This window comes from Dongia sp. P2_B8 (genome assembly GCF_056404715.1).
Genome location: NZ_JBFUDM010000001.1, coordinates 193,813 through 215,254 on the forward strand (window position 1 = coordinate 193,813; position 21,442 = coordinate 215,254).

General features: G+C 59.1%; 20 protein-coding genes. 13 read left to right on the forward strand and 7 right to left on the reverse strand.

What is annotated here, in order from left to right; translation table 11 throughout:
• Nucleotides 1-17: 17 nt before the first annotated feature.
• The 5 genes from AC1DWZ_RS00840 to AC1DWZ_RS00860 all read right to left on the reverse strand — a co-directional run bounded on the left by AC1DWZ_RS00840 (nucleotide 18) and on the right by AC1DWZ_RS00860 (nucleotide 4,559).
• Complete coding sequence (locus tag AC1DWZ_RS00840; protein ID WP_477166963.1) at nucleotides 18-1,058, reverse strand: NAD(P)-dependent alcohol dehydrogenase; 1,041 nt, start codon at nucleotides 1,056-1,058, stop codon at nucleotides 18-20.
• A gap of 10 nt (nucleotides 1,059-1,068) precedes the next feature.
• The gene (locus AC1DWZ_RS00845) at nucleotides 1,069-1,290 is read right to left on the reverse strand and encodes a DUF2160 family membrane protein (RefSeq protein ID WP_477166964.1); all 222 of its coding nucleotides are present in this window, start codon (nucleotides 1,288-1,290) and stop codon (nucleotides 1,069-1,071) included.
• A gap of 4 nt (nucleotides 1,291-1,294) precedes the next feature.
• Nucleotides 1,295-2,131, reverse strand: coding sequence for a carbohydrate ABC transporter permease (locus tag AC1DWZ_RS00850; protein ID WP_477166965.1), 837 nt, complete (start codon nucleotides 2,129-2,131; stop codon nucleotides 1,295-1,297).
• On the reverse strand, nucleotides 2,131-3,012 hold the full coding sequence (locus AC1DWZ_RS00855; protein WP_477166966.1) for a carbohydrate ABC transporter permease: 882 nt from the start codon (nucleotides 3,010-3,012) through the stop codon (nucleotides 2,131-2,133). The genes AC1DWZ_RS00850 and AC1DWZ_RS00855 overlap by 1 nt, the downstream gene beginning before the upstream one ends.
• A gap of 116 nt (nucleotides 3,013-3,128) precedes the next feature.
• Nucleotides 3,129-4,559 carry an extracellular solute-binding protein gene (locus AC1DWZ_RS00860; RefSeq protein ID WP_477166967.1) on the reverse strand — a complete coding sequence of 477 codons (1,431 nt, stop codon included), beginning with the start codon at nucleotides 4,557-4,559 and terminating at the stop codon, nucleotides 3,129-3,131.
• A 516-nt stretch (nucleotides 4,560-5,075) separates the two neighbouring features.
• On the opposite strand from AC1DWZ_RS00860, the gene AC1DWZ_RS00865 reads away from it, so the two are divergent.
• Nucleotides 5,076-6,029: a helix-turn-helix domain-containing protein gene (locus AC1DWZ_RS00865; RefSeq protein WP_477166968.1), complete on the forward strand. Its 954-nt coding sequence runs from the start codon at nucleotides 5,076-5,078 to the stop codon at nucleotides 6,027-6,029.
• Nucleotides 6,030-6,046: 17 nt separating this feature from the next.
• On the opposite strand, the gene AC1DWZ_RS00870 is transcribed toward AC1DWZ_RS00865, so the two are convergent.
• Nucleotides 6,047-6,481 (reverse strand): RidA family protein, encoded by a 435-nt coding sequence (locus AC1DWZ_RS00870; RefSeq protein WP_477166969.1) that lies wholly within the window; start codon nucleotides 6,479-6,481, stop codon nucleotides 6,047-6,049.
• Nucleotides 6,482-6,741: 260 nt separating this feature from the next.
• On the opposite strand from AC1DWZ_RS00870, the gene AC1DWZ_RS00875 reads away from it, so the two are divergent.
• From AC1DWZ_RS00875 to AC1DWZ_RS00905, 7 genes are read left to right on the forward strand one after another with little or no spacing between them, the layout of a single operon-like run.
• Nucleotides 6,742-7,596, forward strand: coding sequence for a transporter substrate-binding domain-containing protein (locus tag AC1DWZ_RS00875; RefSeq protein ID WP_477166970.1), 855 nt, complete (start codon nucleotides 6,742-6,744; stop codon nucleotides 7,594-7,596).
• Nucleotides 7,597-7,627: 31 nt separating this feature from the next.
• Nucleotides 7,628-8,293, forward strand: coding sequence for an amino acid ABC transporter permease (locus AC1DWZ_RS00880; RefSeq protein WP_477166971.1), 666 nt, complete (start codon nucleotides 7,628-7,630; stop codon nucleotides 8,291-8,293).
• Nucleotides 8,293-8,970: an amino acid ABC transporter permease gene (locus tag AC1DWZ_RS00885; protein ID WP_477166972.1), complete on the forward strand. Its 678-nt coding sequence runs from the start codon at nucleotides 8,293-8,295 to the stop codon at nucleotides 8,968-8,970. Before AC1DWZ_RS00880 ends, AC1DWZ_RS00885 begins: the two co-directional genes overlap by 1 nt.
• 20 nt (nucleotides 8,971-8,990) lie before the next feature.
• Nucleotides 8,991-9,749: an amino acid ABC transporter ATP-binding protein gene (locus AC1DWZ_RS00890; RefSeq protein WP_477166973.1), complete on the forward strand. Its 759-nt coding sequence runs from the start codon at nucleotides 8,991-8,993 to the stop codon at nucleotides 9,747-9,749.
• Nucleotides 9,750-9,760: 11 nt separating this feature from the next.
• Nucleotides 9,761-10,678: an IclR family transcriptional regulator gene (locus AC1DWZ_RS00895; RefSeq protein ID WP_477166974.1), complete on the forward strand. Its 918-nt coding sequence runs from the start codon at nucleotides 9,761-9,763 to the stop codon at nucleotides 10,676-10,678.
• Nucleotides 10,679-10,693: 15 nt separating this feature from the next.
• A complete protein-coding gene (locus AC1DWZ_RS00900; RefSeq protein WP_477166975.1) occupies nucleotides 10,694-11,692 on the forward strand; it encodes a sugar kinase in 999 nt (332 codons plus the stop codon).
• A 40-nt stretch (nucleotides 11,693-11,732) separates the two neighbouring features.
• A complete protein-coding gene (locus tag AC1DWZ_RS00905; RefSeq protein ID WP_477166976.1) occupies nucleotides 11,733-13,100 on the forward strand; it encodes an amino acid deaminase in 1,368 nt (455 codons plus the stop codon).
• Between the two features lie 59 nt (nucleotides 13,101-13,159).
• On the opposite strand, the gene AC1DWZ_RS00910 is transcribed toward AC1DWZ_RS00905, so the two are convergent.
• Nucleotides 13,160-14,488 (reverse strand): dicarboxylate/amino acid:cation symporter, encoded by a 1,329-nt coding sequence (locus tag AC1DWZ_RS00910; protein WP_477166977.1) that lies wholly within the window; start codon nucleotides 14,486-14,488, stop codon nucleotides 13,160-13,162.
• A 281-nt stretch (nucleotides 14,489-14,769) separates the two neighbouring features.
• Between AC1DWZ_RS00910 and AC1DWZ_RS00915 the strand changes: the two genes are divergently transcribed.
• From AC1DWZ_RS00915 to AC1DWZ_RS00935, 5 genes are all read left to right on the forward strand, one after another.
• Entirely contained in the window at nucleotides 14,770-16,611 is a 1,842-nt protein-coding gene (locus tag AC1DWZ_RS00915) for a sensor histidine kinase (protein ID WP_477166978.1), read from the forward strand.
• Nucleotides 16,611-17,960 carry a sigma-54-dependent transcriptional regulator gene (locus AC1DWZ_RS00920; RefSeq protein WP_477166979.1) on the forward strand — a complete coding sequence of 450 codons (1,350 nt, stop codon included), beginning with the start codon at nucleotides 16,611-16,613 and terminating at the stop codon, nucleotides 17,958-17,960. Before AC1DWZ_RS00915 ends, AC1DWZ_RS00920 begins: the two co-directional genes overlap by 1 nt.
• A gap of 283 nt (nucleotides 17,961-18,243) precedes the next feature.
• Complete coding sequence (locus AC1DWZ_RS00925) at nucleotides 18,244-18,897, forward strand: FadR/GntR family transcriptional regulator (protein ID WP_477166980.1); 654 nt, start codon at nucleotides 18,244-18,246, stop codon at nucleotides 18,895-18,897.
• Nucleotides 18,894-20,168 carry a PLP-dependent transferase gene (locus AC1DWZ_RS00930; RefSeq protein WP_477166981.1) on the forward strand — a complete coding sequence of 425 codons (1,275 nt, stop codon included), beginning with the start codon at nucleotides 18,894-18,896 and terminating at the stop codon, nucleotides 20,166-20,168. Before AC1DWZ_RS00925 ends, AC1DWZ_RS00930 begins: the two co-directional genes overlap by 4 nt.
• Entirely contained in the window at nucleotides 20,165-21,424 is a 1,260-nt protein-coding gene (locus AC1DWZ_RS00935; protein WP_477166982.1) for an ABC transporter substrate-binding protein, read from the forward strand. The genes AC1DWZ_RS00930 and AC1DWZ_RS00935 overlap by 4 nt, the downstream gene beginning before the upstream one ends.
• Nucleotides 21,425-21,442: the final 18 nt, after the last annotated feature.

A 21,442-nucleotide genomic window follows, 5' to 3' on the forward strand; every position in this document is an offset into this window, starting at 1 on the left:
TCAGGCACTGCCTTGACTCAGCTCGGCATTTCAATCTGGATCTTCACGGAGCCTTGTGGTGGGTTTTTGGCAAATTCGAACGCTCGGACGCTGTCTTCGAAGCCAAACGTGCGGGTGATCAGCGGCTTCAAGTCGATCGCACCGGAGGCCAGCATAGCGACACAGCGCGGAAAAACATGGGCATAGCGGAAAATATGCTCGACCCGTGCCTCTTTGATGGCCGCGCGCGTGACGTGATAGGAGATCGGCTCCCCCGGCATACCGATGAAGACAGCGCGGCCGCCGGGGCAGAGCATGTCGAAGACGTCAGGAGCGACGCGGTGGTTGCCTGAGCATTCGAAAACGACCTCGACGCCCCAGCCATCGGTTTCGCGCTTCACCACATCGACCAGCTTCTGGGAACGAGCGTTCACGGTGGTGACGGCGCCAAGTGTTGCGGCGAGGGCGAGCTTGCTGTCGTCAACATCGCTGACGATGATTCGGGCGCAGCCGGCGGCGAGGGCAGCTAGCGTGGTCACCAAGCCGATCGTGCCGGCGCCGGTCACAACGGCAATATCGCCGGGCTGAATCTGTGCCTTTGTGGCACCGTGCACCCCGGTTGCCAGCGGTTCGACCATGGCAGCCTGTTCGAGAGAAACATTGTCCGGCAGCTTGAAGGTGAAGTCAGCCGGATGCACGACGGTTGGTCGCAAGACTCCGTGGACCGGTGGGGTCGCCCAGAAGCGGACAGCCGGGTCGAGATTATATTTGCCAAGGCGGGAGGCGCGGCTGGTGGGATCTGGAATTCCTGGTTCCATGCAGACCCGGTCGCCCACCTTCAGCTCCGTGACGTCCGAGCCGGTCTCGACGATGACGCCGGAGGCTTCATGCCCCAGGATCATGGGTGCCCGCACGATGAAGGGATCGATGCCGCCATGGGTGTAGTAGTGGACGTCGCTACCGCAAATGCCGACACGCCTGAGAGCAATGCGAACATCACGGCGACCCAGCGCTTCGTCCACCGGAATGTCTCGGAGGGACAGTCGGTCTTTTTCTTCGAGAACCAGTGCCTGCACCATTTTATACTCCTTAACCGCGCGCCACGACGATCCAGCCGATGATCAGGGAGAGCATCGTCGCGAAGAAGAGGGGAAGATGCACTTCCAGGAAACGCATCCAAAACAAATGCACGGCAACGAAGATGACCGTGCCGATGAAGACTCGATCGAAAGCATTGGTATGAATAGGCAGGAAGCCAATTTTCCCGTTGCCGGTTTTCTTCGTGCTGTTTTTGTCCGGAAGATCGGCCATCGGGTCACTCCTTGACGGCGCCGAAGGTGAGGCCGGCGACGATATGGCGCTGCACCAAGCCCAGGAAGAGAAGAGCCGGCAGCAGAGTCAATGTTGCTGTCGCTGCCATCTGACCCCAATTAGTCCCGGTCACCGTCACGAATTCAGCTAGGCCCGTGGTGATCGTGCGCGCCTTGACGCTGGTGAGGGTCGCTGCGAACAGATATTCGTTCCACGCGAACACCCAGGTCAGGATCGCCGTGACCGCTAGGCCGGGACGGGCCAGCGGCAGGATGACCCGTGTCATGACCTGCCAGGTATTGGCGCCATCGATCATGGCGGCTTCGTCGAGTTCCTTGGGAATGCCATCGATGATGCTGCGCAGGGTCCAGATGGCAAAAGGCAAGTTGAACACGCAATAAAGCAGAATGAGGCCGATGCGCGTGTCATAAAGTTTCCACTCGCCGATCGTGAAGGCCTGTGTAAACAGGAGGAACAGCGGCAGCAGGAAGACGGCGGGTGGTGCCATGCGGTTCGTGATCGTCCAGAAAAAGATGTTCTCTTTGCCGACGAGCTTGAAGCGCGACAGAGCATAGGTGGCGCACAGCGCCAATGTGGTCACCAGCAGGGCGTTGGCCGTGGAAACGATGATGGAGTTGAGCATGTACTGCTGAAACGAAGGATCCGTCAGCGTCTTGATATAATTTTCGGAAAAGAAGCTGCGAATGAGAAAAGTCGGCTTCCCATACATCTCCACGCGGCTTTTCGCCGAGATCAGGAACATCCAATAGATCGGGAACAGCGTGACGAAGCTGGCGGCGATCCAGAAGAAGACGGATGTCCAGGGGCGTTGCTTGTGCATCAGTCACCTTTCGGCAGGTCACGGCGTGCGACCAGCGCCACATAGAGCAGCCAGCACATGACGATCGTGAGGTAAAGGGTGAGCAGGGACATCGCGGAGCCGTAGCCGTAATCGGTCTTGGGAAATACGACCCGCCAGATATAGAGGCCGATATAGCGCGTGGCGGCGGCCGGACCGCCGCCAGTCAGCATCCAGACCTCGTCGACCGTGCGCAGGGCGTCCATCATGCGGATGAAGACGGTCGCCAGGATCGCCGGCTTGAGCATCGGCAGCGTCACATGGCGGAAGATCTGAAACTTGTTGGCGCCGTCGATCTGCGCCTGCTCGAACGGCTCCTTCGGCAAGGAAGAAAGCGCCGCGAGTAGCGTCAGGGTCACCAATGGCGTCCAGTGCCAGACATCCATGAGCACCGTCGTCCAGAAGGCCTGGTCGGCAAAGCTGCCCAGCCGATAGTCGATCCCGAACCAGCGATCGAGATAATAGGGGACGGGACCAAGGCCGGGCACGGTGAGGAGGCGCCAAGTCGCCCCCACGGCGATGGGGGCCACCATCAAAGGCAAGGTGTGGATCGTCCGGAAGAAACCCTTCAGCGGAAAGTTCTTCATCATTAGCTGCGCCAGGAAATATCCCAGGACAACTTCGCTCAGCACCGCAAAGAAGGCGAACCGCAGGGTAACCCAGAGCGAATAGAGCAGCTGCTCATCGAAGACGAGGTGACGGTAATTCTCCACCCCGTAGAAATGCGCCCCAGGATTTGCCGCAAAGGCGTTCCATTCGGTGAAGCCGACAACCAGTACGTAAACGAATGGCACAACACCAAAGATGACCAGGATGACCAAGGTCGGCGCCAGCAGCAACCAGCCGATGCTTTGTGATCGCATCAATTCACCGTCGAGAGTTAGGCTTCCGGACGGATATCTGGTCCAGGAAAAGCATTCAGTGAAAGCCGTAAAAAATATCGGCCGGGACGGCAATCACCGCCCCGGCCGGGATCGGATCACTTGCGATAGCCGAGCTTCGTCAGTTCGGCTTCCGCCGCTGCCGCCATCTTGTCGAGGGCGTCAGAGGCCGTCAACTCACCGGTAATCGCCTGATAGAAGAAGGGCGCAGTCGCTTCCCGGACCTGGGCATGGAACGGGTAGGGAGGGGCACCAGCGAACAGCTTACCTTCGTCTTTCATGAGCGTATAATAGTGGTCGACCTTTTCATCCATGGCCTTGACCTTTGGATCGTCATAGGTCGCGGTGTGGGTGATGCGCGAGCCGGCAACCGCCCAATCCGCCTGGACCGAAGCCTGGCCGACATACTCAAGGAACAGCAGCGCCGCTTTCTGGTTTTTTGACGAATAGGGAATGCCGAAAGCGCCGCCATCGTAATAGCCAATATAGCCTTTGCCGGCTTCGGCATCGGCCAGGACGCCGTCTTCGAGCGGCGGCAGGGCGACACCCACCTTGCCAACGACATTGGATTTGTCGGCGTTGGTCGCGATCCAGGCAGCATTTTCGCCGTAGACAAGACCTTGGGCGGCGCGGCCTGCGGCGAAGGTCGCGGCGACCTCGTCCCAGGTGCTTGAAGTCGATTCCGGTGGCGCGAATTTCAGCAACCCGAGCCAATATTCGAGGGCGGCCTTGGCCTTCGGGCTGTTCATGGTGCCGCCATGCTCGACGCTGGCGCCCCAACCGTCCTGGTTGATGCCCCAATTGTAAACGCCGAAAGTGGGTGCCACGCTTTCAAAGAACTCGTACCACGAGGACGGGTGGCCGGTATGGGCCTGGACGGTTGTCCCCCAGAGCTCTTGATCGGTGTCCTTGCCCAACTGTGCAAAGAACTCGGCGATGTCGCGATACTGGGCATGGGTCTTGGCGGGCGCCAGATCATAGCCATACTTCGCCTTGAAGGCCTCCTTGTTCTTCGGATCGTCGAACAGATCCTTCCGATAGAGATAGACCTTCAGGAACGCTTCCATAGGCACGCCAAAGACGTCACCCTTGGAATCCTTGAAGTAATTGATAAAGGAGGTGAAATTGTCGACCTTGAAGTCCGGCGATGCCAGCTTGGGATCGGCTTTCAGTTCCTTGGTGAGGTCCACCAGGAAGTCGCGCGACAGATAGCTGTAGATGATGTCCTGCTCGATATAGACGAAGTCATAGATGCCGGTCTTGGCCTCCATGTCCTTGATAGCCTTGTCGTACATCTGGTCCCAGGAGGTCGCTTCGAATTCGACGTTGATGCCCGTCGCCTTGGTGAAGGCCGGCCCGAGGACATCCTTGACGTAATTGGATGGCGGCGTGCTTTCCGAGACGCCGTGAATGGTAACGCCCTTGTAAGGGGCGCCGGCGTCGGCCCAAAAATCGGCCCGGGCGCCCGATACCGCCGCCAGCAGGGACGCTGTGGCGAGGATGGCTCTTAGTGGAAGTCTGGCGTGCATCTATCTTCCCCCCATAAGTGGTTAAGGTTTCTGATTGGCCGCAGCTATCGATCCCTGATCCGCCCTGACTCACTATGGATCGGGTCGACGTGCTTCTTATTGGTGCGGCATTATCCGCCCGTGGGCGGGGCGTGCTACACGCTTTTTGGCAGGTGAGTTCGCATTTTTTTCGACAAACCAAATTTCAACATGATCACCGCGGTCATTGCTTGTGCCCGGGCTCTCACCGATCGCAGCATGCGATCATGTCCAGTCGAATTGCGCAAAATGTCTCATCGCGAAATGTTCCATCTCCAAGTTTCGCGTTGCAGCATAGGCAGCATCGGCCAACCTCATTGACATGCGCTGCCGATGACTTAACCATTGCATATGTGATCGGAGGCCGGAGATAGAAGTCGAAAAAAGCAGATGGGCAGGACCGGCCTCCACCATAGCCGCAGATGATATCGAACTGGGTGATGTCGAGTTGGAGCCGCGCGATCCGCGACGGCTGGCGAATGAGCAGGCGGGTGAAGCATGACCAAGCGAAAATCCAGCACGCCGGATTTTGAACTCATTGTTGGGGGGCCGCGGGAATCGTTTCGGTGGAACGTCCATGGCTACCCCTATGAACTCGCGAAATGGCATTACCACCCGGAATACGAACTTCATCTCATCCAGGAATCGTCCGGCAAGATGTTCATTGGCGACTATGTCGGTGATTTCCGCCCCGGCACACTGGTGCTGACTGGCCCCAACCTGCCACACAACTGGGTCAGCGACATCGCGATCGGTGAGAGTATCGAAGACCGCGACATGCTGGTGCAGTTCAGCGACAGCTTTGTGCAGGATGCGATGCGGCTATGGCCGGAGTTCAAGGAGATCGACGGCTTGCTCAGCGAGGCCGTATTTGGAATCGAGTTTTCTGGTGCCGCGGCCGAGCTGGGAGCGGAGCTGCTTGGCGAAATCGGCAAGGCGACCGCCATGCGCAGGGTCCTGCTTTTGTTCGAACTGCTCTACGAATTGAGCCGCTCGTCTGAGCGGAAGATTCTCTCGAGCCGACACTACTGCCCGACGCTGGACCATGGGACGTCGGAGACAATCAACAAGGTTCTGGATTTCCTGTCAGCCAGCATTGCCGAGGATATTCACCTGTCCGATGTCGCAAATTATTTCGGTATGTCGGAATCCATCTTCTCGCGCTTCTTCAAGAGAAATACCGGGCATGGTTTCGTTCACTATCTGAACAGGATGCGGATCAATCTGGCCTGCGACCTGCTCGCCCAGACTGATAAGCCCATTACCAGCATCTGTTTTGAAACCGGCTTCAACAATATTTCGAATTTCAATCGCCAATTTCGCAAGCTCTGCGGCCTGGCGCCGTCAGAATATCGACGCCAGGCCGGTAGAAACATGCAGAAGTCAACGGACCTCTATAAATGCGACCTCAAACCGGCCGAGAGTGCGGTGGCTGTCGGTCAAGCTGCCTGACACCCTCCGTCGGTGCCTCACAGCGGTCGGTAGGCGATGCAATCCATCTCGATCTTGGCGTCAATCGTCAAAGGTGATTGCACCGTCGAGCGTGCCGGTGGGACGTCCTTGAAATAGCCGGCATAGACTCGGTTGAAACTTGCGAAGTCGCGAGCGTCATCCAACCACACATTCACCTTGATCACATCATCGAGCGAGCAGCCGGCAGCTTCCAGAATCCGGGCCATGTTCTCGATGGTCTGGCGCACCTGGGCGACGATGCCGCCGGCGACGATTTCGTTGTGTGCGTCAAAGCCCACCTGACCTGAGACATAGACAAAATCGCCGGCGCGTATCGCCGGGCTGAAGGGCAATGCCATGCCGCCGGCGCCCGCCTTCGGCACGCCGATCGGTATTTTCCGCGCCTTGCCAGCAGGTTTCGCCTTCGTCTTTGTCGCGGGCTTCGTGGCCATAATTGTCTGCTCCCTCGTCATGAAATTGTTCTTCCAGCTCGGAAGTCATCGCGTGCACTCGCGTTGCTGCCGGTAGGCGGGAAGTCCTTCAGCGCCGACATGGAGATCGCGTTCCCAACATCCAAGAACGAGGGCACGACGATCTTCTTGACTCGCTTTCGACTATCATCCGATAGTCCCTCTTGTCTACCACTGTGTAATCAGTTCCAATATATTGGAATTCGGTAGATTGCCGTTTCATCGCATGAGGGAGGGGATCTATGACCAACAAACTGCGCAAAACGCTGGCCGGGTTGACGATGTTCGTAGCGGTTGCGGCGACCAGTTCGCTGCCGGCCAACGCACAGGAAGTGAGCAAGCTCGACGAAATTCTGGCACGCGGCCACCTGATCGTCGGCACAGGCAGCACCAATGCTCCGTGGCATTTCAAGGACGAAAACGGAAACCTGGTGGGCTTTGACATCGACATGGCGCATCTCGTCGCCAAGGGTCTGTTCAATGACCCCAACAAGATCGAATTCGTTGAGCAATCGTCAGACGCGCGTATTCCGAACGTCACCACCGGCAAGGTCGACATCACTTGCCAGTTTATGACAGTGACCGCTGAGCGTGCCCAGCAGGTGGCCGTCACGATCCCGTACTACCGTGAGGGCGTCGGCCTGTTGCTCAAGGAAGGTGGCAAATTCAAATCCTATGACGAGTTGAAGGCCGCCGGCAGCGGTGCCACCGTCTCGGTCCTCCAAAACGTCTATGCCGAGGACATGGTGCACGCTGCTCTACCCGAAGCCAAAGTCGATCAGTATGAGAGCGTCGATCTCATGTATCAGGCTTTGAACAGCGGCCAGGCCGATGCCTCGGCTACCGACCAATCCTCGGTGAAATGGCTGATCGTGCAGCAACCCGGCAAATATCTGGATGCCGGCTATGGCTGGAGCCCGCAGAGCTACTCCTGCGCTGTTAAGCGTGGTGATCAGCAATGGTTGAATTTCGTGAATACGGTATTCCATGAAGCCATGACTGGTGTCGAGTTCGGTACCTATGCCGCTTCCTTTAAGAAGTGGTTCGGCGTCGACCTGCCGGTTCCCCAGATTGGCTTTCCGGTCGAGTATAAGTAAGCTCTGTTAGAAGATCGACGGGGCCGCTGTCATGGGTTATCAACTCAATTTCGCACCGGTTTGGCGAGACTTCGACTTGTTGCTATCCGGGCTGGGACTCGGCTTGGCAATGGCGGTATTCGCCATCTTGGTCGGATGTTTGATAGGCCTGACAGCGGCCTTTGCGATGATCTCGAAGAACGCTGTGCTGCGTCGGGTGGCGTCGACTTATGTGACGATCATTCGCAACATGCCGATCTTCTTCCTGATCATCTTCACTTATTTCGTTGTGCCGGAGCAGTTGGGCGTACGCATCGGCAAGGTCGAGGCCTTCGTCGCGACCCTCGCCATCTATGCCGGCGCCTATCTGACCGAGGTTTTTCGAGGCGCTTTGCTGGCACTGCCGCGAGGCTTGCGCGAAGCTGGTCTGGCAATCGGCCTTACTGAACGGCAGACCCGGCTGTGGGTCATCCTTCCAGTCATGCTGCGCAACGCTCTTCCGGCACTCGCCAACAACTTCATCTCACTGTTCAAGGATACGTCCCTGGCGGCAGCGATCGCAGTGCCGGACCTCACCTTCTATGCGCGGCAGATTAACGTAAACACGTTCCGTGTGATCGAAACCTGGTCGGTCTGTAGTCTGATGTACGTCACCGCCTGCTATTTGATCGCTGCCGGCCTGCGGTTCGCAGAGCGGCGTTTGGCAATTCCTCGTTGATGACCGAACAAATGTCCGATCTCACGCATTTCTTCACTGAATTCTGGCTTGCTCGCTGGCCCATCCTCCAGGGGGTTGGCATGACGGTGCTGATCTCGGCCTTGGCCATTTCGCTGGGGACGCTTCTCGGGATCGGTGTCGGCCTTGTCTTGGTCTATGGACGGCAGGTGCCACGTTTCGTTGTACGGGCTGTCTTGGAATATGTCCGCGGCACACCCGTCTTCGTGTTGATCCTGGCTTGCTACTACCTACTGTCCCAAATCGGCATTCAGTTGACGGCATTCCAGGCTGGTGTCTTCGCGCTCACCATTTTCTGCAGCTCTCATGTTGGCGAGACTTTGCGCGGCGCCCTGTTGGCGCTGCCGAAGGGACAGATGGAGGCTGCCAAGGCCATTGGCCTCACTTTCCGGCAGGCTTTCATCTATGTCCTGGCGCCGCAGGCCCTGCGCCAAGCGCTGCCGAGCTGGGTCAATACCGCAGCTGAAATGGTCAAGGCATCGACCCTGCTGTCGGTGATCGGCGTGGTGGAGCTGATGCTTGCGACCAGGCAGATCATTTCGCGCAATTTCATGAGCCTCGAATTCTACTTCCTGGCTGGCATCATCTATTTTCTGATCAATTTCTCGATAGAGCGGCTGGGCCGGTATCTTGAGCGCCGCGTCGCGCTGCCGTCATGAGTGAGGAGGAATCGTTGGGGATGCCCGTTCTACAGATCGAAAACTTGCATAAGAAGTTCAAGGACCTCGAGGTTCTGAAGGGCGTCGACCTTGCCATGGAAAGCGGGGATGTCGTCTCGGTCATCGGCTCCAGCGGTTCGGGCAAGACCACGATGCTGCGCTGCGTCAACATGTTGGAGGATTTTCAGGAGGGTCATATCCGCATCGATGGCGAGGAAATCGGCTACCTGCCAGGCCCCGACCGGAAGCCGAAAAAGGAGGTCGAGATCGCGCGCCAGCGGGCGATGACCGGCATGGTGTTCCAGCAGTTCAACCTGTTCCCGCATATGACAGCGCTCGGGAATGTCACCTTGGGTCTGACCAAGGTGAAGAAAATGCCGCAGGACGAGGCAGTTGCGATCGCCGAGAAATGGCTGGCGCGGGTCGGTATGCTCGACCGGCGCGGGCACTATCCTGGCCAATTGTCCGGCGGCCAGCAGCAGCGGGTCGCCATTGCCCGCGCAGTTGCCATGAGCCCGAAAGTCATGCTGTTCGACGAGGTTACCTCCGCCCTTGATCCGGAACTGGTGAACGAGGTACTGAACGTCATCAAGACCTTGGCAAGTGACGGGATGACCATGCTGCTGGTGACCCATGAGATGAAGTTCGCTTTCGAGGTCTCCGACCGTGTAGTCTTTATGAATCAGGGCCGGATCGAGGAGCAGGGGAAACCTGAGGAACTTTTCCGCAATCCCCAGTCCAAGCGCCTCGCCGAGTTCCTGAAAAGCGCTCAGTTCTAAGAGGGATCTCCATGCAAAAGACGCCCAATCTGCCGCAATCCAGGGCGCGCCGCAGGGTCACAGCCAAGGGCGGCGTCGAGTCGGTTGCTGATCGCACCCCCCGCGCCAGGCCCGCCGCCCGGGCACCAAAGGCAAGCGTGGCGGATACTGCATCGGCTGAGGCAGGTCCCCGTGCGCGCGGCATCGACCGAGCATTCCATATTCTCGAATTCCTCCAGGAAGCCAGGCGGCCGATGCGGCCGAACGAGATCGCCATCGCCATCGGTGCGCCGAAATCGACTGTCTACGACATTATCGGGCTGCTGCTGCGCCGCCGTGTGCTTGAGCCGACGGACGCTGAAGGCCGTGTCTTTCTCGGACGCCGTCTGTATCTGTTCGGCTTGTCCTATCTTCATCATTTCGACATCATGCGTCTGGCGGTGGAATATCTGGATCGCCTGTCGGCGAGTACCACGCAGACAGCACAGTTCTGCATGATCGAAGATCGGAAATATGTCGTCATGCAGATGAAGGAAGGCGAGAGGCATTTCCGCATCAGTTCCGACGTCGGCGAACAGGTGCCGTTGCCCTGGACGGCGTCGGGCCGGTTGCTGGTATCGCATCTGGATGACGCCGATATCCTGGATCTCATCCCCACTGAAGATTTTATCCTGCCGCAAGGCAAGCGACTGAAGGCGGAATCCTTTCTCGCCGAAGTTCATCAGGCGCGCGCCGAAGGGTTCTTCTCCTGTGACGGTGTGGACGGGCATTTCACCCACTGTTTTGCCGCAGCGGTGCATGACCAGCATCAGCATTGTGTTGCAACGCTCTGCCTGCTGACGCCGCGGGAAGAGGGGCTGCAGAATCATCGCCGCTATCGCCGGCAATTGACCGACGCTGCTTATGAGATGTCGGCCCGTCTCGGCGGCGTGCGCCCCGGCGCACGATAGTTTGGATTGGCTGCCATGACGAAGGGGGAAGGGGTACCAGCCGTACCAGTGCCAAGCGCACGCGGCGGCCCACGCATTGCCTCGATCGGTGAATGCATGATCGAGCTCTCGGCGGCCGATCTCGCGTCCGGATCCCGTCATTTGGCTTTCGGGGGCGATACGCTCAATACAGCCGTGTATCTGGCGCGCCTCGGTACCACCGTCGACTATGTCACGGCACTGGGTGACGACATCTACAGCACACGGATGCTGGCCGATTGGCAAAGTGAAGGAATTGGGACCAACCTCGTGCGGCGTGTTCCAGGACGCCTGCCCGGCCTTTACACGATCGAGTTGGACGAGCAGGGAGAGCGCAGCTTCTTCTATTGGCGTGACCGCGCACCAGCGCGCGAGATATTTGCCGATCCGCATGGGCCTGAACTGTGCCGTGCCCTGATGTCGTATGACTGGCTGTACCTCACTGGGATTAGTCTCTCTCTTTATGGTGACGACGGTCGCGATCGCCTGTTCGAGTTGTTGCGGCAGTTTCGTAAAAAGGGCGGCAAGGTTGTCTTTGACGACAATTACCGGCCGCGTGGCTGGAGTTCGGTCGAACTGGCGCGACGGGAATTTCGCCGCCAGCTGGCCGAGAGCGATATCGTGCTGGCCGGCCTCGACGATGAGCGAGCGCTCCATGGTGTCTCTGGATTGGAAGAAGCGACGGGCCTGATCCATGACGCCGGATCGCGGGTCGTCATCGTCAAGGACGGCGCCCGAGGCTGCATGATATCGAGTGCCGGCGGACGCGACGTGATTCCTGCGGCTGCAGCCGACCGCATCGTCGATACGACCGCGGCCGGCGATTCCTTCAATGCGGGCTTTCTGTCCGCCTTGCTGACCGGCGCGACATTGCAGGCAGCCGCCCGCATGGGCCACGCCTGCGCCGCCATCGTCGTCGGGCATCGCGGGGCGATCGTGCCCAAGGACGCGTTCCTGCGCGAAATGGCGCTACGCAAGAGCGCTCTGGCGTCATAAGCAAACGATCAACAAGCCAAGCAACTGACGGGACGAGACCATGCCAAGCAGCGACAAGAATCTTCGTCAAGAAGAGACCGCGCCCGGGTTCGACCAAGCGGCGCTTGATGCTGCCTTGGCTCGCGCGGGGCAGGGGTCCGTCGATGGACAGACCAAGGGCTACCCGGCCTACCTTCCTGCGGTGAGCATGACGCAACTCGGCACGCTTGGCCTTAACGTGCTGCGTGGAGACACGCCCTATCCGGTGGCGACCATTCTGCAGTCGGCTGTCGATCACAATGGCAAATGGATGGCTCAGTTTCTCGTCCATACCGGTGCCGAGTTGATGCCGCACGGCAAGACCACCATGAGCCCGCAATTGTTCGCACGCCAGGCGGCAGACGGTTGCTGGGGCCTGACGGTCGCCACGATCCAGCAGGCTGTGGTGGCCGCCGAATCGGGCTGCCGCCGCATCTTGATGGCCAACCAGATGGTGTCCAAGGCTGACATATTCGGGGCGATCGCGTTGCTCATGCGCTATCCCGACCTCGCCTTCTGGAGCTATGTCGATTCCGCGGTGGGCGCGCGGCAGCTTCATGATCTCGCTGTCAATGCGGGGTTCGCTGGCAAGCTCCGAGTGCTTCTCGAAGTCGGCATGATCGGGGGGCGGACCGGCTGCCGATCCCTGCAGCAGGTACAGGCGACCATCGATGCCCTCGTTGATTGCCGTGCGCACCTGTCGCTGGAAGGGCTGGCCTGCTTCGAGGGATTGATCCATACCTCAGATGCGGCCGCCGACGAAGGGCAGGTCGGAAAATTCCTCGACTTCCTGACCGAGGCTGCTATTGCGGCCGACCGGGGCGGGGCCTTTGCGAGCGATGAAGTCATGTTGACGGCGGGCGGTTCGGCCTATTTCGACATGGTGGCGCGGCGTTTTGCCGAGATACGCCTGTCGAGAAAAACGCGCGTCGTCATTCGCAGCGGCTGCTACCTCACACACGATTCCCATTATTATGACGAGATTTTCGATCGGTTGCAGGATCGCATCCCTGCGGATTGGCGCAGCATGGGCCGGTTGCAGCCAGCTCTTTTCGTCTGGTCGATGGTCCAGTCGCGGCCGGAGCCGGGTTTAGCGATCCTCACTATGGGCAAGCGCGATGCCTCATTCGACATCGATCTGCCGAAACCGGTGCTGTGCTATCGGCCCGGCGATGACGCGCAGCCACGGCCGGTTCCGGCTGGCTGGTCAGTCAAGGGCATGAACGACCAGCATGCTTATTTGACGATTGGCGACGGCGATGATCTGCAGGTCGGTGATCTGATCTGCTGCGGAATCTCGCATCCCTGCACGACGTTCGACCGCTGGCGGTTGATCTATCTGGTCGATGACGATTGGTCGGTGGTCGGTGGCATTACCACCCAATTCTAGTCCCTGATCGCCCCGCGGAGGGATGCGGGGCGATCATCTTTGCGGTCTGTGTTGGACGATTATTCCGCCGGGACGGCCGATACCAGAAGCTCGGGATCGATCGCCTTGCCGGCCAGGGCTGCCTTGAGCTGGCCTTCGTCGAGTTCCCCTTCCCAGCGGGCGACGACAATGGTTGCCACCGCATTGCCAACCAGATTGGTGAGCGCCCGGCATTCGGACATGAAGCGATCGATACCCAAGATCAGCGCCATGCCAGCGACCGGCACAGAGGGAACGACGGACAGGGTTGCTGCCAGCGTGATGAAGCCGGCACCGGTAATGCCCGCGGCACCCTTGGAGCTCAACATGGCGATCAGGAGCAGCAGGATCTGATCCCACAGGCTGAGCTCAATGCCGGTAGCCTGGGCGATGAACAAGGCCGCCAGCGTCATATAGATGTTGGTGCCGTCGAGGTTGAAGGAATAGCCCGTCGGAATGACCAGGCCGACCACAGATTTGGGACAGCCGGCGCGCTGCATCTTTTCCATTAGGCTGGGCAGGGCCGCTTCGGACGATGATGTGCCGAGAACCAGCAGCAGCTCTTCTTTGATGTAACGGAGCAGGGCAAAGATCGAGAAGCCGTTGTAGCGGGCAACGGCGCCAAGCACGATGACAACGAACAGAATGGCGGTCAGATAGAAAGTGCCCACCAGCATGGCGAGATTGGCAACGGACCCGATGCCATATTTACCGATGGTGAAGGCCATCGCGCCGAAGGCGCCGATGGGTGCTGCTTTCATCAGGATGGCGACGAGCTTGAACATCGCTTGCGACAGGGCCGTCAGCACCGTCATAATCGGGTCGCCACGCTCGCCAATAGCAGCAAGGGCGATGCCAAAAAGTACGGCAAAGAACAACACCTGCAGGATCTCGCCCGAAGCAAGGGCGCCGATCGGCGTTACCGGAATGATGTTGGTGAGAAAGCCGACAATCGTCTGATCGTGAGCCTTGGCGGCATAGTCGGCGACCGCTTTCGGGTCCAGCGTGGCGGGATCGACGTTGAGCCCGGCGCCCGGTTGGATAACGTTGCCGACCACCAGGCCGATCACGAGGGCAAGCGTCGAGAAGGTCAGGAAGTAGATCATGGCCTTGCCGGCCACACGGCCGACCTTGCCAAGATCTCGCATGCCGGCAATGCCGGTTACGACGGTGAGGAAGATCACCGGCGCGATGACCATTTTCACCAGCTTGATGAAGGCATCGCCCAGGGGCTTCATGTCAGCGCCCAGGCTTGGGTAGAAGTGTCCGAGCAGGATGCCTGCCGCGATGGCGACCAGGACCTGAAAATAGAGGTGACGATAGAATTTGCGGGGCGCGGTCGGTGCCGGCGCCAAAATGGCCTGTGTCATAGGTCGTTCCTCTCCCAAGGGCTGTCGACGCCTCATTGTTTGGGCATCGTTCGGAGCCGAGTTGATTGCGTGGCTGCCGGTGCAAAAAAGACCAGCCGGCCAACTGCCTTCAGCAAAGCCCGTACCAACCCGCTGGTCGCCGCGGGGTTCACTTAAGTATCTGTTTTATATATATAAAATAATTGGCCAATCGGAGCAGCTTGACAAGCTTGGCGGAATTACGCACAAATTTTCGAAAGTCGTGTGCGAAAATCCACACAAAACACTTGCGAGGCAGCCCGTTGAAACCGCCTCAGATCGACATGCAGACCAACAAGACCTCGCGGCGCCATCGCTTGTTCCAGGCGGTGCTGCTCCTGCTCGCCATCGCCATTCTTGTTGGTTTGGATCGCATCGCCCAATACGGTGCTGAGCGCTGGGCGCTATCCGAAGTGCAAGGGTCGGCGGAGGCGGCGGTTGGGTTGCGGATTGCAACGCTCCGCAGCGAAATTGAGAAGCAGCGCACACTGCCCATCATTCTGGCGCAGGACCCGGATGTCCGGGCAGCGCTCCTTCAGGGTGACGCGGCACATCTCGCCACACTCAATGCCAAGTTTCAGCTGTTGGCCGAGAGCACGCGGGCAGGGGCCATTTATCTCCTCGATGCCAAGGGTGTCGCGATTGCCGCCAGCAATTATCTCACGCCGACCAGCTTCGTCGGCAACGACTATGCGTTCAGACCCTACTATCAGCGTGCGATGGCTAACGGCAGCGCCGAACACTTTGCCTTTGGCACGGTCAGCAGGCGGCCAGGCCTCTATTTGACGCAGCGGATCGACGATGGCGCAGAGCCGCTGGGTGTCCTGGTCGTCAAGGCGGAATTCGATGCGATCGAAGCCGAATGGCGGCGCTTTGCCGAACCGACCTTCGCCACCGATGAGCGGGCGATTGTTCTGGTGACGAGCGAGCCGCAGTGGCGTTTTCGGACGACGATGCTCATTCCCCTCGATCAACGAAACGACATCCGGGCGAGCCTGCAATTTGGCGACGCGACGCTTGATCTTCTGCCAATCCGGCCGGATGGGAAGGCCCCCACGACGGTTTCGACAAGCTTGCCCGGTATCCAGGGAAGCCGGGAGTTTGTCGAAATCACCGCGCCGGTTCCCACCATCGGCTGGACACTTCATGTCCTTGAGCCAACGGAGCAGGCAATCGGTCTTGCCACGACGGCTGCGCGGTCTCTGGCCCTGCTTGTCGGTGTCATCGGATTGGGGGCGGTGGGATTGTGGATGTCGCGTCGCAAGAGATTGCGCAACGAAAGAGCCATGCAGGCCGTCGCGCGCCGCGACCTCGAAGCGCGCGTCGATGTCCGTACGGCGGAACTCAGCGATGCCAACGATCGGTTGCGAACTGAGATGGACGAGCGCCGGCGTGCCCAGATGGCACTCCATGACATGCAGGATGAGCTTGTGCAGGCAAGCAAGCTTGCCGTCCTTGGGCAGATCGCGGCCAGTGTCGCGCACGAGGTCAATCAGCCGCTCGCTGCGATCCGTATTTTTGCGGAGAATTCAGAAACGCTTCTTGCACGGGGAGAAGCGGGCGCAGTGTCAACCAATCTCTCGACCATCTCTTCCTTGACCGAGCGCATTGGAATCATCACCGACGAATTGCGCGCCTTTGCCCGCAAGACACCCAGCAAGATCGAACCTGTATCGCTCCGCGCTGTCATTGATGGCACGCGCCTGCTCGTCGGTCATAGGCTGAAGCAGCAAGCCATCGATCTTACCGTGAATATGGCGGCAGAGGATATTGTGGTCGCCGCCGAACGTGTGCGGTTGGAGCAAGTCTTCGTCAATTTGCTGCAAAATGCCATTGAAGCATTGTCCGAGCAGCCGGACGGACGAATCCGGATCGATGCGGTGGCGACGGCGGAACAGGTCACAGTGACGGTGTCCGATAACGGTTCCGGCCTGCCGCCGGAGGTCATGAAGGAGTTGTTCATGCCCTTCACCACCACGAAACCGAAAGGCCTTGGACTTGGCCTGGTCATCTCGAATGAGATCATCGCCGAGTTCGGCGGCACGTTTGGCGCAGAGAATCACGACGGGGCGGTCTTCCGCATTACCTTGCCAAGGAGCCTATGATGGACGTCGCTTTCATCGATGACGATGATGCCCTGCGAGCGGCCAATGTTCAGGCTTTGATGCTGGCCGGCCTTGCCGTGGCACCCTATCCTTCCGCGACTGCAGCGCTGGCCGAGCTTGATGCGAGTTTCTCCGGCATTGTGGTCACCGATGTGCGGATGCCGCGGATAGATGGGTTGGAGCTATTCCGGCGCCTCAAGCGTTTGGATCCGGACCTGCCCGTCATTCTTGTGACCGGCCACGGTGACATTGCCATGGCGGTAGATGCCATGCGCGAGGGTGCCTACGATTTCGTCGCCAAACCCTATGCCATAGACCGGCTTCTGGGCAGTATTCGCCACGCGCTTGAAAAGCGGCATCTGGTTCTTGAGAACCGCGAACTGAGGCGGGCCGCGGAAGCAGCAAGCAACGACATGCCTCTACTTGGCACCACGCCGGGCATGGTGCGCTTGCGGCAGACGTTGCGCCAGATTGCCGACGCGGATGTCGATGTCCTCGTCGAAGGTGAGACAGGCAGCGGCAAAGAGGTCGTGGCAAATGCGTTGCATCGCTGGAGTCACCGGGTCAATCGGCCTTTCGTGGCGGTCAATTGCGGCGCCCTGCCAGAGACGATGATCGAAAGCGAGCTGTTCGGGTACGAGGCGGGTGCTTTCACCGGTGCTCTCAAGAAACGCGTTGGGCGGGTCGAGCATGCCCATGGCGGCACGCTTTTCCTCGATGAAATCGAAGCTATGTCACCGGCACTGCAGGTCAAGCTGCTGCGGGTGCTCGAGGCACGGGAGATCACACCGCTCGGCGCCAATGATGTGCGCCGTGTGGATGTCCGGGTGATCGCTGCCTCAAAGGCAGATCTTCAAGAACTTGTGCGCCAGGGCAGGTTTCGTGAAGACCTCTATTATCGTCTGCATGTGGCGACGGTGCGTATTCCGCCCCTGCGGGAACGTAAAACGGACATACCGCTTCTCTTTGGCCATTTCCTCGGAGGTGCGGCCAAGCGCTTTCGGCGCGAGCCAGCCATGATCGGTACTGTGGTCCGACGGCATTTGGAGGAACATGATTGGCCAGGGAATGTACGCGAACTTGCCCACTATGCCGAACGTGTCGCCCTTGGCCTCATGGATGATACGGCGCCAATTGGGCCCGCCGCGCCGATAGAATCGATAGAGCCTGGCGCAAGCCTGCCGCAGCGTATGGAAGCATTTGAGGCCGAACAAATCCGCGCGGCGCTCGCTACTCATCGCGGCGACGTGCAGGCGACGATCAAGGCGCTCGGCATTCCGCGCAAGACTTTCTATGACAAGCTGCATCGTCACGGAATCGATCAGACCGCCTTTCGGATCGCCAAATAAGCCGCAGGCTTGGAGCCGACCCGGCTCACTCCCCTTACCTTGAATAAAGCGTCTGTCGGCGGCGCTCGCTCTGGGATGGCCGCTTGACATGCTCCGTTTCTCGGTCAAATCTATCAGATGTCAGACCAATTTTGAGAAATGAGGAATTTGATCCTTCTCAAAGATTGGTTTCGCGTTTTTTTGGGCGCGGTCAGGGACAGCTGAGGGGGGCAGTGCCGAAGAAATGACCGACTTGACCGTCAGGCTGCAGCCGCTGCCAAAGTCCGATCGGGCGCAGAGTGTCATGGCGGCATTGGCTGACTTCATCGGACGGTCACAGCTCAAGCCCGGCGACCGGCTGCCGGCGGAGCGGGAACTGATGGCTTCTTTGGCAGTCGGTCGTTCGACGGTGCGCGAGGTCATTCGCCAATGGCAAGCACTGGGTATGGTCGAATCCCGCAAGGGCAGCGGAACTTATCTGCTGCGCAACATTTCGGCCGACACCGTACATTTGCCACTCTCTTTTGACGTCGGGCATCTGCGCGATGCCCTGCTGCAGACGCTCGACATCCGCCGCGGTCTGGAAACCGAGGCCAGCGCCTTGGCCGCCTTGCGGCGCACGCCGGAAGATTTGGCGCGGATCGAAGAAAAGCTGCTGGCCATGGAAGCGGTGCATTACGAAAAGGGCACTGCCGGGCCGGAAGACCTCGCCTTCCATCTGGCGATCTACGATGCCACGCACAATGCGATGTTTCCGCAGTTGTTGGAACAGATGCGCGAAACCTTCAAGAGTTTCTGGGAGCAACCTTTCGAGCGTTGGGATTTCGCCCGCCGCTCATTCCCATTTCACCGACTGCTATTTGATGCCATCGCGGCTCAGGATCTTGACCGCGCCCGGCATATGACGCTCGCGATCCTGGCGATCGTTGAGGAAGACATCAAGGAAATGTCCCGATGACGAACGGCCCGATTCCCACCAAACCGACGATTGCTGCGCCGGATTCGTTAAGGGAGTTTCCGACACTTGACGGCAGTGATCCGTTCGAGCGCGCCAGCCGCATTGTTGCTCATGACGATGCTATCGCTTACGACGCGGTGGTGCCGCCAATCGTGCAGACCTCGCTCTTCACCTTCTCGACCTATGCCGAGATGGAGGAAACCTATCGCGGCCTGAAGGTGCGACCGACCTATTCCCGTGGTCTCAACCCGACAGTGCGGGTTTTCGAAGAAAAGCTTGCCGAACTGGAAGGAACCGAGGATGCGCTCGGCTTTGCCAGCGGCATGGCGGCGATCTCCTCGACAGTGCTGACGTTCCTGAAGCCCGGTGATCGCATCGTTTGCGTGCGGCATGTCTATCCCGATGCCTATCGACTGTTCCAAACTTTTCTATCTCGCTTTGGCATCACCGTAATCTATGTCGATGGGCGCGATCCGGCCGCTGTCAGCCAGGCACTCGATGGTGCCGCACTGCTCTACCTGGAAAGCCCTACCAGTTGGACCATGGAGACCCATGATGTGCGCGCCCTGGCGGCCCTGGCACGGCAACGTGGCATTCTCAGCATCATCGACAACAGTTGGGCAACGCCGGTGTTCCAGCAGCCGATCGCCCTCGGCGTCGATCTGGTCCTGCATTCGGCCTCGAAATATCTCGGTGGGCATAGCGATGTCGTCGCCGGTGTCGTCGCCGGATCGCGCGACCTGATCGGCAAAATCCGCTCGACGACGTCGCCCTATCTCGGCGGCAAGATGTCGCCATTCGATGCCTGGTTGCTGATCCGCGGCCTTCGGACCTTGCCGATCCGCATGAAGGCACATGAAGCGGCCGGGCTTGCCATTGCGAGACGACTTGCGGCGCATCCTGCCATTGTCTCCGTCAGCCACCCAGGCCTCGGCAATCATTTGCCGACCGGCCTGCATGGCACGTCCGGCCTGTTTTCCTTCACCTTTCGCGACGGCGTGAACGTGCCGCGCTTTGCGGACCAGCTGCGGCTGTTCAAGCTCGGCGTGAGCTGGGGCGGTCATGAAAGCCTGATCGTGCCCGGCTTGGTCGTTCGGGCACAGGCGGCGGCACCCAATTCAGCACTGGATTTTGGCATCGACCCGAATTCTGTCCGTCTGCATGTCGGACTGGAAGGGATCGAAGCTCTGTGGAACGACCTCATGCAAGCCATCAACGAAGCTGTTAAAAACCGCGACCGATCAAACGATGATAAAGGGAGGACAATGTGATCAAGAAACTTATTGCCACGACGGCATTCACAATGTTGCTGACCGGCGCCGCACAGGCCGAAGCACTGAAGATCGTCGAAGTGATTACCAGCCCGGAGCGTACTGAAACGCTGAAATCCATCGTCAAGGATTTTGAAGCCGATAATCCCGGCGCCGAGGTTGAAATCATCTCGCTGCCATGGGGTGAGGCGTTCGAGAAATTTGCGACCATGGTTTCGGCGGGAGAGACGCCGGACGTGGTGGAGATGCCGGATACCTGGCTCTCGCTCTATGCCAACAATGGCGCGCTCGAAGATCTTGAGCCATATCTCGCCAAATGGGACGAGACCGCCGATCTCAATGACCGCGCATTGGAATTTGGCCGGGCCATCAAGAACAAGGCCTACATGCTGCCCTATGGGTTCTATCTGCGGGCGATGTTCTACAATAAGAAGCTGTTCGCCGAAGCCGGCGTCGCAGCACCGCCGAAGACGTTGGACGAGTTCATGGAGGCGGCAAAGAAGGTCTCGGCTCTGCCGGGCAAGTACGGTTACTGCCTGCGCGGTGGTCCTGGCGGCCTCAATGGTTGGGTGATGTTTGGTGCAACGGCCAATGGCTCGAACGAGTTTTTCAAACCGGACGGCACCTCGACCTTTGCTGAAGCGGGTTGGGTCAAGGGGCTTACTTTCCTGATCGATCTCTACAAGAACGGCTACGCGCCGAAGGACAGCGTGAACTGGAGCTTTAATGAAATCGTGGCCGGCTTCTATTCCGGCACCTGCGCCATGCTGGATCAGGATCCTGATGCGCTGATCGCGATCGCCCAGCGCATGAAGCCCGAGGATTACGGCGTGGCACCCATGCCAAAGGGGGAGAGCGGCAAAGCCTTCCCGACCATTGGCTACGCCGGCTGGTCGATGTTTGCCAACAGTACCCATAAGGACCTGTCCTGGAAGCTGATCGCGGCGCTGGAGGGCAAGAAAGGCAATATCGCCTGGAACCAGAAGACGGGCGCGCTGCCGGTTCATAAATCGGCGGAGAAAGATCCGTTCTACGCCAACGACCAGTTCAAGGGCTGGTTTGAGGAACTGTCTGACAAGTCGGTGGTGCCAACAGTCATGCCGACTTATCTGGAGGAATTCGCCTTCTTCAAGGACTCGCTGGTGATCAAGACGAGCCAGGAAGCCTTGTTGGGCGATCTGACGCCGGAAGAACTGGCCAAGCAATGGGCTGATTACTTGACCAAAGCGCAGCAAAAGTTCTTGAGCAACAAGTGAACTAGTGACTGACGCTTT

What these genes read in the sequence shown, in the direction of transcription:
- AC1DWZ_RS00840 (WP_477166963.1), bottom strand. Translation starts at nt 1,058, where the DNA reads ATGGTGCAGGCACTGGTTCTCGAAGAAAAAGACCGACTGTCCCTCCGA.
- AC1DWZ_RS00845 (WP_477166964.1), bottom strand. Translation starts at nt 1,290, where the DNA reads ATGGCCGATCTTCCGGACAAAAACAGCACGAAGAAAACCGGCAACGGG.
- AC1DWZ_RS00850 (WP_477166965.1), bottom strand. Translation starts at nt 2,131, where the DNA reads ATGCACAAGCAACGCCCCTGGACATCCGTCTTCTTCTGGATCGCCGCC.
- AC1DWZ_RS00855 (WP_477166966.1), bottom strand. Translation starts at nt 3,012, where the DNA reads ATGCGATCACAAAGCATCGGCTGGTTGCTGCTGGCGCCGACCTTGGTC.
- AC1DWZ_RS00860 (WP_477166967.1), bottom strand. Translation starts at nt 4,559, where the DNA reads ATGCACGCCAGACTTCCACTAAGAGCCATCCTCGCCACAGCGTCCCTG.
- AC1DWZ_RS00865 (WP_477166968.1), top strand. Translation starts at nt 5,076, where the DNA reads ATGACCAAGCGAAAATCCAGCACGCCGGATTTTGAACTCATTGTTGGG.
- AC1DWZ_RS00870 (WP_477166969.1), bottom strand. Translation starts at nt 6,481, where the DNA reads ATGGCCACGAAGCCCGCGACAAAGACGAAGGCGAAACCTGCTGGCAAG.
- AC1DWZ_RS00875 (WP_477166970.1), top strand. Translation starts at nt 6,742, where the DNA reads ATGACCAACAAACTGCGCAAAACGCTGGCCGGGTTGACGATGTTCGTA.
- AC1DWZ_RS00880 (WP_477166971.1), top strand. Translation starts at nt 7,628, where the DNA reads ATGGGTTATCAACTCAATTTCGCACCGGTTTGGCGAGACTTCGACTTG.
- AC1DWZ_RS00885 (WP_477166972.1), top strand. Translation starts at nt 8,293, where the DNA reads ATGACCGAACAAATGTCCGATCTCACGCATTTCTTCACTGAATTCTGG.
- AC1DWZ_RS00890 (WP_477166973.1), top strand. Translation starts at nt 8,991, where the DNA reads ATGCCCGTTCTACAGATCGAAAACTTGCATAAGAAGTTCAAGGACCTC.
- AC1DWZ_RS00895 (WP_477166974.1), top strand. Translation starts at nt 9,761, where the DNA reads ATGCAAAAGACGCCCAATCTGCCGCAATCCAGGGCGCGCCGCAGGGTC.
- AC1DWZ_RS00900 (WP_477166975.1), top strand. Translation starts at nt 10,694, where the DNA reads ATGACGAAGGGGGAAGGGGTACCAGCCGTACCAGTGCCAAGCGCACGC.
- AC1DWZ_RS00905 (WP_477166976.1), top strand. Translation starts at nt 11,733, where the DNA reads ATGCCAAGCAGCGACAAGAATCTTCGTCAAGAAGAGACCGCGCCCGGG.
- AC1DWZ_RS00910 (WP_477166977.1), bottom strand. Translation starts at nt 14,488, where the DNA reads ATGACACAGGCCATTTTGGCGCCGGCACCGACCGCGCCCCGCAAATTC.
- AC1DWZ_RS00920 (WP_477166979.1), top strand. Translation starts at nt 16,611, where the DNA reads ATGGACGTCGCTTTCATCGATGACGATGATGCCCTGCGAGCGGCCAAT.
- AC1DWZ_RS00925 (WP_477166980.1), top strand. Translation starts at nt 18,244, where the DNA reads ATGGCGGCATTGGCTGACTTCATCGGACGGTCACAGCTCAAGCCCGGC.
- AC1DWZ_RS00930 (WP_477166981.1), top strand. Translation starts at nt 18,894, where the DNA reads ATGACGAACGGCCCGATTCCCACCAAACCGACGATTGCTGCGCCGGAT.